The organism is Gallibacterium sp. ZY190522, from assembly GCF_054166015.1.
In genome coordinates this window covers 2,490,508-2,503,383 of the sequence record NZ_CM135118.1, presented here as the reverse complement: position 1 = coordinate 2,503,383, position 12,876 = coordinate 2,490,508, and the positions used below count along the sequence as shown (strand labels likewise).

Here is a 12,876-nt window from a genome sequence, read left to right as displayed (position 1 = left end):
TTTTGCAGATTTTTTTAATTTTTTAACTCTTTGGTTATTTTTTATCTATTTTGAAGCATTATCGCTCAAAAATAATCTTGAATTACTTTATTTCAAAATCTCCAATTGTTTAAACCCCCAATCACAAAACATTTTTTTGACATCATTAGCATCATCGAAAGGTGCTGTGCAATAAGCCATTTGCTTATCATTACTGGTCGTTGTCTGTGATGGAAGTAACGATTGTACTCGACGCGCTATCGCCTTTCCGGAATCAATAAAGAAAGAAACTTGTGGTAGGCAGGCCTTCAATTCCGCTTTTAATAAAGGGAAATGAGTGCAACCCAACACCACCGTATCCATTTCATATTCATAACGCCATTCGGCAACCGCTCTCATAATGGCAAGATGATCAATTTTCTTACCGTGCAATTTCTGCTCCGCTATTTCAACCAGTTCGGTTGAACCTAAACGTTTTACCTCACAATTTTTTGCATATTGTTGAATTAAATCATCTACATAAGGGCGTGTAATCGTACCTTTTGTTGCCAGTAAACCTATCACTTTCGTTTGCGTTTTTTCTGCTGCCGGTTTAATTGCCGGAACAGTGCCTACAATTGGACAATTAAAAGCTGCTCTCATTGCCGGCAAAACTATTGTGCTGGCAGTATTACAAGCAATAACAATCAAGTCGATTTGTTGGTTTGTGGCAATTTTTTGGCAAATTTCAACACATCGTTGTTCCAGCAGTTTTCCCGGTTTTTCTGAATAGGGAAAACAAGCATTATCCAAGCAATAAAGATAATGATAATTGGGTAATAATGCTTTCACTTCACGGTAGACACTTAATCCGCCGACACCGGAATCAAAAAATAGAATTGTTGGATTTTTTGTCATAATTTAGATAATTTTTATAAGTTTGTGATTTGTTGTGCTTTAATTAATTTTATCAAAATAACTTCGCGACAAATGACATTTGAAAGGAAATGGAAGAATTATCCGCCATAAAATAGACTGATTCAACCAATAAACAGATTTCTCTTAAACATTAGGATGTTTAAGTTTTCGCCAAAAATCTTTTAGGAAAAGTTCACTCACAAAAAAGAGTTGTTGTTGTAAACTCAATGTTGAACAACGAGCATAATGCTGATGATTCTCTCCCCATTTTATTTCAGTCCGCTGTACATTTTGTTGAAATAGCCAAGCTCCCAATGGCATTTCCCCTAATCGGAAAATTTCCTCACTATAAAATGCGAAAGTACGTTTCGGGATAAATGTTCTCGCAAAAATCCATTCTTGCCCATCTCCACTTAACACAACTTCTCTCAACCAACATTGATCATCATCACAATGAAATCCGGTCTGCTCCTCTTGTTCGGTCATAATCCAACCTTCAAACAGAGGTAACACCTTGAATTCATTACATTTCTGTTTTAATGCTGCTGTTAATGAATTTTGTAGCGATAGCCAATTTCGATGCATTGGCTTTAATTCTGAAAAATCAGATTGCCATTGCATTTCTCGTAAGTATTGACGATATAAAGAATAATTATGCATTGGAATATTCTATCTTTTGATCCAACCATCGTTGGATTAACTGTTCTATATTGGGCGAACTTATTTGCATTAACTGATTTGCACACCGTTGCACTGCTGGTAATAATCGTCTGTTGCGCACTAAATTAGCCACTTTAAACTCTGCAACACCTGTTTGTTTAACCCCCAATACTTCTCCTGGACCTCTAATTTCTAAATCTTTTTCCGCAATAGCAAACCCATCATTGCTACTACGCATAATATCTAAACGCTGTCGTGAAATTTTGCCTAAAGGTGTTTTATAAAGCAGTACACAAAAAGATTCAACATTCCCTCGACCAACGCGTCCGCGCAATTGATGAAGTTGTGATAATCCCAGCCTTTCTGCATTTTCAATAATCATCAAACTGGCATTAGGCACATCTACACCAACTTCAATGACAGTGGTTGCCACCAACACATCAATTTCACCGGCCTTAAAAATAGCCATTACATCCTGTTTTTCCTGCGGTTTCATTCTACCGTGAACCAAACCGATTTTAAGCATTGGTAATGCTTTACGCAAATCCTCCGCCAATGCTTCGGCTGCTTGCGCCTCCAACACTTCAGACTCATCAATTAATGTACAAACCCAATAAACTTGCCGTTTATCCACAGTACAAGCGTGAAACACGCGCTGAACCAATTCATCTCGTCGATCTTCCGCAATCGCTACAGTTTTTATCGGCGTTCTGCCGGGTGGTAACTCATCAATAACGGAAATATCTAAATCAGCATATACCGTCATTGCTAAGGTACGAGGAATTGGCGTTGCCGTCATAATCAGTTGATGCGGATACAATCCATTCTTTGCGCCTTTTTCACGCAACAATAACCGTTGTTCAACGCCGAAACGGTGCTGTTCATCAATGATCACCAACGCTAACGAATGAAACTCCACTTGCTCCTGAAATAAAGCGTGCGTGCCAATAACCACTTGCGTTTCACCACATTGAATCTGTGCCAATGACTGCTGTCGTTTTTTGCCTTTTACCTTACCTGCCAACCAACCGACCTTAATGCCAAACGGTTCCAGCCAATGAGAAAAATTATGCAAATGCTGTTCTGCAAGAATTTCCGTTGGAGCCATAATCGCCACCTGTTGCTGATTATCCAACGCCACTAAAGAAGCCAATAATGCCACTAACGTTTTTCCGGAACCAACATCGCCTTGAATTAAACGCATCATCGGTTGAGATCGTTGCAGATCCTGCTCAATCTCTTCTACTACTCGTAATTGTGCTTTTGTTGGGGTAAATGGCAACGTTGCCAAGAATTGTTGCTTGATATTGCTATGATAACGTAACGCAATCGCTGAGTTCTGTTGTGCATCTTGCTTACTTTTTTGCATTGCTAAGTTATGTGCTAACAGCTCTTCAAATGCTAAACGCTGTTGTGCCGGATGTTCCCCTTTTTCCAACATTTCAGATAGGGTACCCGCCGGCGGTCGATGTAAAAACTGCACTGCACTTTTCAAATCATAGCCACTAGGGTTAAATTCTGTGGGAAGCAGCTCTTTAATAGTGGCTTTATCCAATAATGCCAATGCTTGATCCGTCAATTTTCGCCAAGATGCTTGTTTTAGTCCTTCCGTTGAAGGGTAAATCGGCGTGAGGTTTTCATCTAAGGTCAAAGGCTCATTATGGTGAATGATACGATATTCCGGATGGTGCATTTCTGCCATAAATCGTCCACGTCGAATTTCCCCGAATGCCTTTACTCTGGCTCCACTCGAAAAACTGTTCTTCATTCCGGCATTAAAATTAAAAAAACGCAACATAATTTTTGATGAGCCGTCAGAAAGGGAAACCGTTAACATCGGTCGGCGACCAAACTGAACTTCACACGTCTGCACAATGCCCTCGATCGTGGCATAACTATCCGGACGCAAATCAATGATTGGAGTAATGTGAGTGCGATCTTCGTAACGCAGTGGAAAATGGAATAAGAGATCTTGAACGGAACGGATTCCTAAACGAGATAATCTTTCCGACATTGCCACGCCAACACCGGAAAGAACAGTAAGAGGCAAATGATCAAGTAACGTTTCTGCTTGCATTATTCATTAATGTTACGGAAAACTTCAACAACACCGGATACTGCGCTGATTTTTCGAATAATTGCAGCCAAGTGCGTTTTATCTTTCGCTGTCAGTACAACAAAGACCTGATAAACGCGCCCATCTCGTTCTTCTGTCCAGATACTTTGAATATTGCTACCGGCAGAAGTAATCACTGAAGTTAAATTCGCAAAAGCACCGTGTTGATTTAACATTTCAATGCGTAATTCCGCTTCAAACTCAACGCTGTTTTCGCTCTTTTCCCACTCTACCGGCATATAGTGATCCGCATTTTCTTCACGATGTCTGATATTGGCGCAATATTCGTGATGAATCACCAATCCTTTACCCGGACTAACATAAGCCACAATCGGATCACCCGGAATTGGATGGCAACATTTTGCGAAGTTAATCAACAAACCATCGACACCTTTAATTAAAACTCCGCTCTCGGTCTCTTTATAAGTGTTATTGCTCAAATCGCCGTCAGTATCAATTTCTAATTTCTCACCTAATAAACGATGAGCAATAACTACACTGATTTGATTGCCTAAACCGATTTCCGCCAATAAATCATCCAAGCTGTTCAATTTTAATTCTGCCAACAATGCTGAAATATTATTGCTGTCAATATCTTCCAGTTTCGTTGGTGATAATGCGTGGAATAATTGCCTTTTTCCGAGCATAATCGCTTCATCACGGCGCAAAGATTTCAATGTTTGACGAATTTTTGAGCGTGCTTTTGCCGTTACTACAAAATTTAACCAAGTTGCACTAGGACGTGCAGAAGGTGCGGTAATAATTTCTACAGTTTGACCGGACTGCAGTGCTTGAGAAAGTGCGTAAGGTTGGCGATCGACTCTTGCACCGATACAGGTTTGACCAATATCGGTATGCACCGCATAAGCAAAATCAACCGGCGTTGCGCCTGCCGGCAATTCCACAATACGACCTTTAGGAGTGAAAACATAAATTTCATCAGGGAAAAGATCCGACTTCACATTCTCAATAAATTCAAATGAATTGCCGGCGCTTTGTTGCAATTCGATCAAACTTTGCAACCAACGCTGCGCTCGAATTTGCACGGTGGTACTATCATTCTTACCGCCTTGTTTATAAATCCAATGCGCCGCTACCCCCATTTCCGCCATCTGATCCATATCTTCAGTACGAATCTGCACTTCAACCGGCACCCCGTGCGGTCCGATCATTGAGGTATGCAACGATTGATAGCCGTTCGCTTTCGGCACAGCAATGTAATCTTTAACACGACCCGGACGCGGTTTATACAAACTGTGCATTTGTCCTAACACGCGATAACAGGTGTCCACATCCGAAACAACGGCGCGAAAGGCATAAATATCCATAATCGAATGAAAACGCTGTTCTTTCATTTTCATTTTTTGATAAATGGAATAGAGATGTTTTTCGCGTCCGAACACGCGAGCAGGAATCCCGACATCATCCAAACGCCCCTTAATTTCATCGGTAATACGTTGAATCATCTCTTTACGATTACCGCGCGCATTTTGAATAACTTTTTGCAATACTTGATAACGATGAGGATGTAATGCCTCAAAACCTAAGTCTTCTAATTCATTCTTAATATGTTCAATGCCTAAACGGTGTGCTAACGGACTATAAATTTCCAATGTTTCCTTAGCAATACGGCGGCGTTTATCCGGACGCAATGCCCCGAGTGTACGCATATTATGGGTTCGGTCTGCCAATTTGATGAGAATGACACGAATATCCTGCGTCATTGCTAAAATCATTTTACGAAAGTTTTCAGCTTCCGCCTCTTTGCGAGTTCTAAATTTTAATTTATCTAATTTAGATACCCCCTCAACAATTTCCGCCACGCTTTTACCAAACTCTGCGGTTAATTCTTCTTCTGTATAAGGCGTATCTTCAATCACATCGTGCAATAGTGCCGCCATTACTGCTTCGTGATCCAATCTCATTTCGGCAATAATGGAAGCCACTGCAACCGGATGAGTAATATAAGGTTCGCCGCTGGAACGAGTTTGCCCTTCGTGGGCATCACGAGCAATCACAAATGCACGTTTAACCAACTCAATTTGATCATCGGGTAAATAACTTTTAATTATCGTATGTAAACTCTCAAATAAATACATAACTCGTTCTTCGGAAATGGCTTTAAAATAGTGATTATTCCACGTCTGCTAACAAAGACACCGCTTGTAATTCAGCGTGTTCTTGTTCTAATGCATCGTGACGTTCTTGAGCATCCATAATATCGTTATTGATCAATCCTTTTTCAATTTCACGCAATGCAATAACGGTCGGTTTATCATTTTCTTCTGGAACCAACGGTTCACGGACGTGAAGTTGCAACTCTCTCGCACGACGAGCGGCGGTTAAAATTAAATCAAAACGGTTTCCGATTTTTTCTACTGCATCTTGTACGGTTACGCGTGCCATATTTTTCTCCAAAACTAAATTGTTTACTATTCAACCAATAAAAAGGTTACGTATAATACTAAAGCTGTTCCGATTTCGCCAGTAATTGTGAAATTAATAATTGATGACGTTGAACTTGTCGCTCAACCCGCAATTTTTCTGCTTTTAAAATCACCTTAATCTCACTCAATGCCTGATCAAAATCATCATTAATAATTAAATAATCATATTCATCATAATGACTGATCTCACTGATCGCTTTTTTCATTCTTGCAGCAATCACTTCATTCGAATCCTGACCACGACCAATCAATCTTCGTTCTAATTCTTGCAGTGATGGTGGTAGGATAAAAATACTTTTTGCCGCCGGTACTTTTTTTCTCACCTGCTGAGCGCCTTGCCAATCAATATCCAAAAAAACATCAATCCCTTGTCTTAATGAACGTTCAATCATCGGCAACGAAGTTCCATAATAATTTCCAAATACTTCAGCATATTCTAAGAAAGCATCTTCCTCAATTAATCGCTTAAACTCTTTATGATCAACAAAATAATAATGTTTTCCTTGTTCCTCATTGGGACGTGGTTGGCGCGTAGTATGCGAAATAGAAACCTGCATTTCATAGCTTGGCTGTTGTTGCAATAGCGCAGAAATTAATGAAGATTTCCCTGCACCACTCGGCGCAGATACAATATATAAATTTCCTAATGGCATAAAAATTTCTCTATCCTTGCAAAGAACGTTATCTTATCACCTTTATCAATAAAACGTCTCTTTTTTGCTTTATTTTTTAACAATTACGTAACAGTTGGAATCACTTCAATAAAAAAGGCTTTAATGCCACTTAAAATATGGTTGACCGCAATTGCCGCCAAAATCAAGCCCATCACGCGACTAATAATCGCAGCACCGGTAGTACCGATTAGACGTTGAATCCTATTTGCGGCTATCAATAATAAATAGGTAATCAACAGCACTAACGCCATAATGGCTGCCGTTACAATCTGATCCGCAAAACTGAAACGATGGTTATCGGTCAATAACACAATCGCCATCATTGCACCGGGCGAAGCAATGGACGGCACTGCCAATGGATAAACCGCTAATTCATTGATATTTGAAGACAAACGCATTTCCTGTTCTGCTTTTCCTTCGCTAAATACCATTGTTAAAGCAAAAAGTAATAACACTAAACCGCCAGCAACCTGAAATGCAGTTAAAGGGATTTGCATTGCTTCCAATAAAAATTGACCGGTAACTAAAAAGAAAAATAAAATTCCAGTGGAAATAAGTACTGCATTTCTTGCTATTTTCTTTCGATCTGTCACCGAAAGCCCGATAGTTTTGGTAAGATATACAGGAACTGAGCCGATAGGATCGATGACGGCCCATAAAACAACAAATTGTACTAAAAAAGAATCAAACATTTGTCCATCCTAAACTGAAAAATCATAAATTTATCAAGAGCATATCGAAAAATGTTAATTTTTACAAATTTAACCCTTAAACGCGGAATTACAACATTATTAGAAAACGCCAATGCCACCATCACACCAGGTCAGAAAGTCGGACTTGTCGGCAAAAATGGGTGTGGGAAATCTTCGCTATTTTCACTGATCAAAGGCGAATTATTCCCCGAACAAGGCGATGTCACCTATCCGAACGGCTGGCAAATCAGCTGGGTTAATCAAGAAACGCCGGCATTGGAAATTTCTGCTTTGGATTATACCATTAAAGGTGATCGTGAATATACACAATTACAACAACAATTAGCCATTGCCAATCAGCAAAATGACGGTTATCGCATTGCCGCTATTCATTCTCAACTGGATGCTATTGATGCTTGGACAATTCAATCTCGTGCCTCTACATTATTACACGGCTTAGGTTTTGAAGAATCACAGCTCAGTCTGCCGGTAAAATCATTTTCCGGTGGTTGGCGAATGCGTCTGAATTTGGCTCAAGCGCTGCTTTGCCGTTCAGATTTACTCCTACTTGATGAACCGACCAACCATTTGGATTTAGATGCCGTTATTTGGCTGGAAAGTTGGCTGAAAAGTTATTCAGGCACATTAGTTTTAATTTCTCACGATCGCGATTTTCTCGATCCGATCATAAATAAAGTTATCCATATAGAACAACACCAACTATTTGAATATACAGGAAATTATTCAAATTTTGAAATAATGCGAGCTTCAAAACTTGCTCAACAGAATGCACTCTACCAGCAACAGCAACAAAAAATTGCGCATCTGCAAAAATTTATTGATCGCTTTAAAGCAAAAGCCACCAAAGCGAAACAGGCACAAAGCCGAATTAAAGCACTGGAACGAATGGAAAAAATCGCACCAGCACATATCGATAACCCATTTTCATTCCATTTTCCACAACCAGAATATCTGCCTAATCCATTGTTATCAATGGAAAAAGTAAGTGCTGGCTATGGAGAAAATTTGGTTTTACAACACATTAAACTTAATTTAGTTCCTGGCTCACGCATTGGTTTATTAGGCAAAAACGGTGCAGGAAAATCAACGCTAATTAAATTATTAGCTGGAGAACTTTTACCCCAATCAGGTATTGTTCAATTGGCAAAAGGCATTCAACTTGGCTATTTCGCCCAACATCAACTCGATATTTTGCGCGCTGAAGAGAGTCCTTTATGGCACTTACAACGTCTGTCACCGACTAAAACAGAACAGGAATTGAGGGATTATCTCGGTGGTTTTGCTTTTCACGGTGATAAAGTCAAACAAACAATCGCTTCCTTTTCCGGTGGTGAAAAAGCACGTTTGGTTTTAGCATTAATTGTGTGGCAACGACCAAATTTATTATTGCTTGATGAACCGACCAACCATTTAGATTTGGATATGCGTCAAGCACTTACTGAGGCATTAATGGATTACGAAGGCTCATTAGTGGTGGTATCGCACGATCGCCATTTGTTACGCAATACCGTCAGTGAGTTCTATTTGGTACACGATAAAAAAGTTGAGGCGTTTGACGGCGATTTGGAAGATTATCAAAAATGGCTTTTAACATTGGAATCGGACGCTAATCAGCAAATGGTTACTTCCGAGACTAATAAGGAAAATGAATTTCTTCAACGAAAAGAACAAAAGCGGCGTGAAGCGGAATTACGCGAAAAAACCGCCCCGATTAGAAAAGCACTTCAACAGCTTGAAAAAAGTATGCTGCAATATTCAACAACACTGGCGCAAATAGAAACTAAATTATCGGATAACGACCTTTATCTTACTGAAAATAAAGAAAAATTAACAACATTATTAGCGGATCAGGCAGAATTAAAGAAAAAGCTCGAACAGGTCGAAAATGATTGGTTGACGCAACAAGAATTATTGGAGAGTTTCAGTTAAAGGAGTAATTTTTAATATTTAATATAATGATGGGCTGTAACCGCCCATCATCTTGATTAATTTAGCTAACAATCTTCGCTAAATCACTCATTTTCCAACGAGGACGCACTTCAACCGCCAAACCGGTCTGCTCGCCTGCTTTTAAGCGTAAAAAACCAGCATAAGCGATCATTGCGCCATTATCGGTGCAAAATTGAGGAGCTGGATAAAACACTTCCCCACCTAATTTTTCCATTAATTCAGCTAAACGTTGACGCAACTGTTTATTTGCACTCACACCACCAGCAATAACCAGACGTTTCAAACCGGTTTGAGTCAAGGCGCGTTGACACTTAATTGCCAATGTATCCACTACAGCTGCTTGGAATGCATAAGCAATATCACAACGTGTTTGTTGATCTTGCGGATATTGAGCTACAGTATTTGCAGCAAACGTTTTCAACCCAGAGAAACTAAAATCAAGCCCCGGACGATCCGTCATCGGTCGTGGAAATATAAAACGATTAGGGTTGCCTTGTTCCGCCAATCGTGACAATGCTGCTCCCCCCGGATAATCCAAACCAAGCAATTTAGCTGTTTTATCAAATGCTTCACCTGCAGCATCATCTATTGATTCCCCCAATAATTGATAATCACCAATACCGTTGACTTGAATTAACTGTGTATGCCCTCCTGACACCAACAATGCCAAAAAAGGAAAATCAGGAACTCGCTCTTCCAACATCGGTGCGAGCAAATGTCCCTCCATATGATGAACACCTAATGCCGGCACATTCCAAGCATAAGCCAAAGAGCGAGCAATCATTGCCCCCACTAACAACGCACCAGCCAACCCTGGTCCTGTTGTATAGGCTACACCATCAATATCTTCAGGCTGCAAATTTGCTTCTTGCAACGCTGCCTGAATTAAAGGTGCTGTTTTCCGAATATGATCTCGCGAAGCCAATTCCGGCACAACTCCGCCATAATCGGCGTGTAAACTGATTTGAGTATAGAGCTGGTTGGCGATTAATCCTTTCTCTTCATCATAAATAGCGACCCCAGTCTCATCGCAGGAGCTTTCTATTCCTAAAACTTTCATCTATCTTTCTTCGTTATACCTTTCAAAAAAATTGCCGGCATTTTACGCTTTTTTCATTAATTTCTCTAGTTTGTCGGTTGCTAATCACGAAATAAGCGCTTTACTTTTCGTATGGAAATAGATTAAAATTGCGACCTTTATTGAGTAAAGGTTATCTTGTATAACCACAAATATGTATAAATTTCATTGAGGTGATTGGCTCATGCCTGTAATTAAAGTTCGTGAAAATGAATCATTTGACGTTGCATTACGTCGTTTCAAACGTTCTTGCGAAAAAGCAGGAATCTTAGCAGAAGTTCGTAGCCGTGAATTCTACGAAAAACCAACTACTATTCGTAAACGCGAAAAAGCATCTGCTGCAAAACGTCACGCTAAAAAATTAGCACGTGAAAACGCACGTCATACTCGTTTATATTAATTCATTCTTTGATTTAGCTTTAAACGAATTATATTTTAAACCGTGTTTCTTGTTGAAACACGGTTGTTCTTTATTTTATAGCCCATAATTATTGCAACGCTGTAACAGCAAATCCCTTTGCCATATGAGGAGTGTCGAAAATGAAAGGACTGATTCCACGCACTTTTATTGATGAACTCTTAGCACGTACCAACATCGTTGATATTATTAACTCTCGAGTAAAACTCAAAAAAGCAGGGCAAAATTACCAAGCCTGCTGTCCATTCCATAATGAAAAAACACCTTCTTTTTCCGTTAGTCCTAAAAAACAGTTTTACCACTGTTTCGGTTGCGGTGCTCACGGAAATGTCATTACCTTTTTAATGGAATATGACAAGATGGATTTTGTTGAAGCTATTGAAGAGCTAGCATCATTACAAGGGGTAGAAGTTCCAAGGGAAGAGACTAATAGTAAATATAATCCCAACAATAGTGCCAATTATAGAAGTAAACGTGATTTACATCAGTTAATGCACGATATAACTCAATTTTATCAACAGCAACTGCTTCAATCTCTGCCAGCACAGGCTTATCTTCAACAACGAGGATTATCAACTGAAATTATTCAACGCTTTGCCATCGGTTTCTCAACCAATACTAATTCCGTTTTAAATAGCTTCGGTAAAACATCAGAAGACCGTCAAAAACTAGTGGACACCGGTATGGTTACAAAATCTGATTACGGTAACTTTTATGACCGCTTCCGCCAACGAATTATGTTTCCAATCCGAGATCGTCGAGGCAGAACCATCGCTTTCGGCGGTAGAGTTTTAGGAGATGAAAAACCTAAATATTTAAATTCACCAGAAATGGCAACATACCATAAGGGAAACGAATTATATGGGTTATATGAAGCATTACAACAAAATGATAATCCAGAATATTTGCTTGTTGTAGAAGGATATATGGATGTGGTTGCATTAGCTCAATTCGGCGTTACTAATGCAGTTGCTTCACTGGGAACTGCAACTACTGGAGAACAAATTCAGATCGCATTCCGTGCTACTGAACAAATTATCTGTTGTTATGATGGCGACAATGCCGGTAAAAGCGCTGCATGGAGAGCATTAGAAAATGCCTTACCTCACCTTTATGATGGTAGACAGCTTAAATTTATCTTTTTGCCAGATAATGAAGATCCTGATACGTTTATTCGCCAAATCGGTAAAGAACAATTCGAAAATTTTCTCAATAATGCTCAGACAATGAGTGAATTCTTATTTCAACATCTACTATCACAAGTGGATTTAAGTAGCAAAGATGGTCGCAGTAAATTGGCTGCATTAGCTGTACCATTAATTAACCAAATTCCTGGTGAAACATTACGTCTTTATCTACGCAATACTTTAGGACAAAAGCTCGGTATTATGGACAGTATGCAACTTGAAAAAATGCTACCTGCACTTATTTCAGAGCATAAAGCAAAAGAGAAAGAAGAACGGCTACAATCTACACCAATGCGGTTACTTATTGCATTACTAATACAAAATCCAGAACTTGCCGATACGCAAGTCACACGTATCTTATTAAGCAATCCACAAGTGTTGTATGACTTAAATATGCCTGGGTTGGCATTATTCCTTGAAATTTATCAGATTTGTGCCAACAAAAGCGGCATTACAACCGGTCAGCTGCTGGAATTTTGGCGTGGAAAAAAAGAACAGAAAATCCTTGAAAAATTAGCAATGTGGGATCATTTAATAAAAGATGATAACATCGAAGCTACTTTTTATGGTAATCTAAAACACTTGCATTCCAAAGTAATGGAAAAACGTATTGAAACGTTAAAAGCGAAAGATCGTACAGATTCTTTATCGCTCGATGAAAAAAAAGAACTGATAGAACTACTAGCAAACAGTCGAAACTTGCTAGTTCCGGTCTATTCTTCATAACAATTATGAAGAATGATTTCTGCTAATCAAC

General features: G+C 39.3%; 11 protein-coding genes. 3 read left to right on the top strand and 8 right to left on the bottom strand.

The features are described 5' to 3' along the window. Window positions 1-87 precede the first annotated feature (87 nt). The 7 genes from murI to ACXPAV_RS12085 form a co-directional block, all read right to left on the bottom strand. Window positions 88-876 (bottom strand): glutamate racemase, encoded by a 789-nt coding sequence (gene murI / locus ACXPAV_RS12115; RefSeq protein WP_039160186.1) that lies wholly within the window; start codon window positions 874-876, stop codon window positions 88-90. Window positions 877-1,020: 144 nt separating this feature from the next. Further along, window positions 1,021-1,536, bottom strand: coding sequence for a chorismate--pyruvate lyase family protein (locus ACXPAV_RS12110; protein WP_458003611.1), 516 nt, complete (start codon window positions 1,534-1,536; stop codon window positions 1,021-1,023). Beyond that, window positions 1,529-3,613 (bottom strand): ATP-dependent DNA helicase RecG, encoded by a 2,085-nt coding sequence (gene recG, locus ACXPAV_RS12105; protein ID WP_458003610.1) that lies wholly within the window; start codon window positions 3,611-3,613, stop codon window positions 1,529-1,531. The genes ACXPAV_RS12110 and recG overlap by 8 nt, the downstream gene beginning before the upstream one ends. Continuing rightward, entirely contained in the window at window positions 3,613-5,751 is a 2,139-nt protein-coding gene (gene spoT / locus ACXPAV_RS12100; protein WP_458003609.1) for a bifunctional GTP diphosphokinase/guanosine-3',5'-bis pyrophosphate 3'-pyrophosphohydrolase, read from the bottom strand. Before spoT ends, recG begins: the two co-directional genes overlap by 1 nt. A 34-nt stretch (window positions 5,752-5,785) precedes the next feature. Further along, window positions 5,786-6,058: a DNA-directed RNA polymerase subunit omega gene (gene rpoZ / locus ACXPAV_RS12095; RefSeq protein ID WP_013745710.1), complete on the bottom strand. Its 273-nt coding sequence runs from the start codon at window positions 6,056-6,058 to the stop codon at window positions 5,786-5,788. A gap of 58 nt (window positions 6,059-6,116) precedes the next feature. Then, window positions 6,117-6,752 (bottom strand): guanylate kinase, encoded by a 636-nt coding sequence (gmk, locus tag ACXPAV_RS12090; RefSeq protein WP_039145427.1) that lies wholly within the window; start codon window positions 6,750-6,752, stop codon window positions 6,117-6,119. Between the two features lie 83 nt (window positions 6,753-6,835). Then, entirely contained in the window at window positions 6,836-7,465 is a 630-nt protein-coding gene (locus ACXPAV_RS12085; protein WP_039145424.1) for a MarC family protein, read from the bottom strand. Window positions 7,466-7,516: 51 nt separating this feature from the next. Here ACXPAV_RS12085 and ACXPAV_RS12080 point away from each other — a divergent pair, with 51 nt between their 5' ends. Continuing rightward, the gene (locus tag ACXPAV_RS12080; RefSeq protein WP_039174490.1) at window positions 7,517-9,415 is read left to right on the top strand and encodes an ABC transporter ATP-binding protein; all 1,899 of its coding nucleotides are present in this window, start codon (window positions 7,517-7,519) and stop codon (window positions 9,413-9,415) included. A gap of 61 nt (window positions 9,416-9,476) precedes the next feature. Here the strand turns inward: ACXPAV_RS12080 and tsaD are convergent, their stop codons facing one another. Beyond that, window positions 9,477-10,496: a tRNA (adenosine(37)-N6)-threonylcarbamoyltransferase complex transferase subunit TsaD gene (tsaD, locus tag ACXPAV_RS12075; protein WP_039174488.1), complete on the bottom strand. Its 1,020-nt coding sequence runs from the start codon at window positions 10,494-10,496 to the stop codon at window positions 9,477-9,479. 202 nt (window positions 10,497-10,698) lie between these two features. Here tsaD and rpsU point away from each other — a divergent pair, with 202 nt between their 5' ends. Next, on the top strand, window positions 10,699-10,914 hold the full coding sequence (rpsU, locus tag ACXPAV_RS12070; RefSeq protein ID WP_013745715.1) for a 30S ribosomal protein S21: 216 nt from the start codon (window positions 10,699-10,701) through the stop codon (window positions 10,912-10,914). Window positions 10,915-11,054: 140 nt separating this feature from the next. After that, window positions 11,055-12,845 carry a DNA primase gene (dnaG, locus tag ACXPAV_RS12065; protein ID WP_039174486.1) on the top strand — a complete coding sequence of 597 codons (1,791 nt, stop codon included), beginning with the start codon at window positions 11,055-11,057 and terminating at the stop codon, window positions 12,843-12,845. Window positions 12,846-12,876: the final 31 nt, after the last annotated feature.

Coding starts and splice junctions, on each gene's coding strand:
- ACXPAV_RS12080 (WP_039174490.1), top strand. CDS start 7,517: ATGTTAATTTTTACAAATTTAACCCTTAAACGCGGAATTACAACATTA.
- rpoZ (WP_013745710.1), bottom strand. CDS start 6,058: ATGGCACGCGTAACCGTACAAGATGCAGTAGAAAAAATCGGAAACCGT.
- ACXPAV_RS12110 (WP_458003611.1), bottom strand. CDS start 1,536: ATGCATAATTATTCTTTATATCGTCAATACTTACGAGAAATGCAATGG.
- ACXPAV_RS12085 (WP_039145424.1), bottom strand. CDS start 7,465: ATGTTTGATTCTTTTTTAGTACAATTTGTTGTTTTATGGGCCGTCATC.
- dnaG (WP_039174486.1), top strand. CDS start 11,055: ATGAAAGGACTGATTCCACGCACTTTTATTGATGAACTCTTAGCACGT.
- murI (WP_039160186.1), bottom strand. CDS start 876: ATGACAAAAAATCCAACAATTCTATTTTTTGATTCCGGTGTCGGCGGA.
- spoT (WP_458003609.1), bottom strand. CDS start 5,751: ATGTATTTATTTGAGAGTTTACATACGATAATTAAAAGTTATTTACCC.
- rpsU (WP_013745715.1), top strand. CDS start 10,699: ATGCCTGTAATTAAAGTTCGTGAAAATGAATCATTTGACGTTGCATTA.
- gmk (WP_039145427.1), bottom strand. CDS start 6,752: ATGCCATTAGGAAATTTATATATTGTATCTGCGCCGAGTGGTGCAGGG.
- recG (WP_458003610.1), bottom strand. CDS start 3,613: ATGCAAGCAGAAACGTTACTTGATCATTTGCCTCTTACTGTTCTTTCC.
- tsaD (WP_039174488.1), bottom strand. CDS start 10,496: ATGAAAGTTTTAGGAATAGAAAGCTCCTGCGATGAGACTGGGGTCGCT.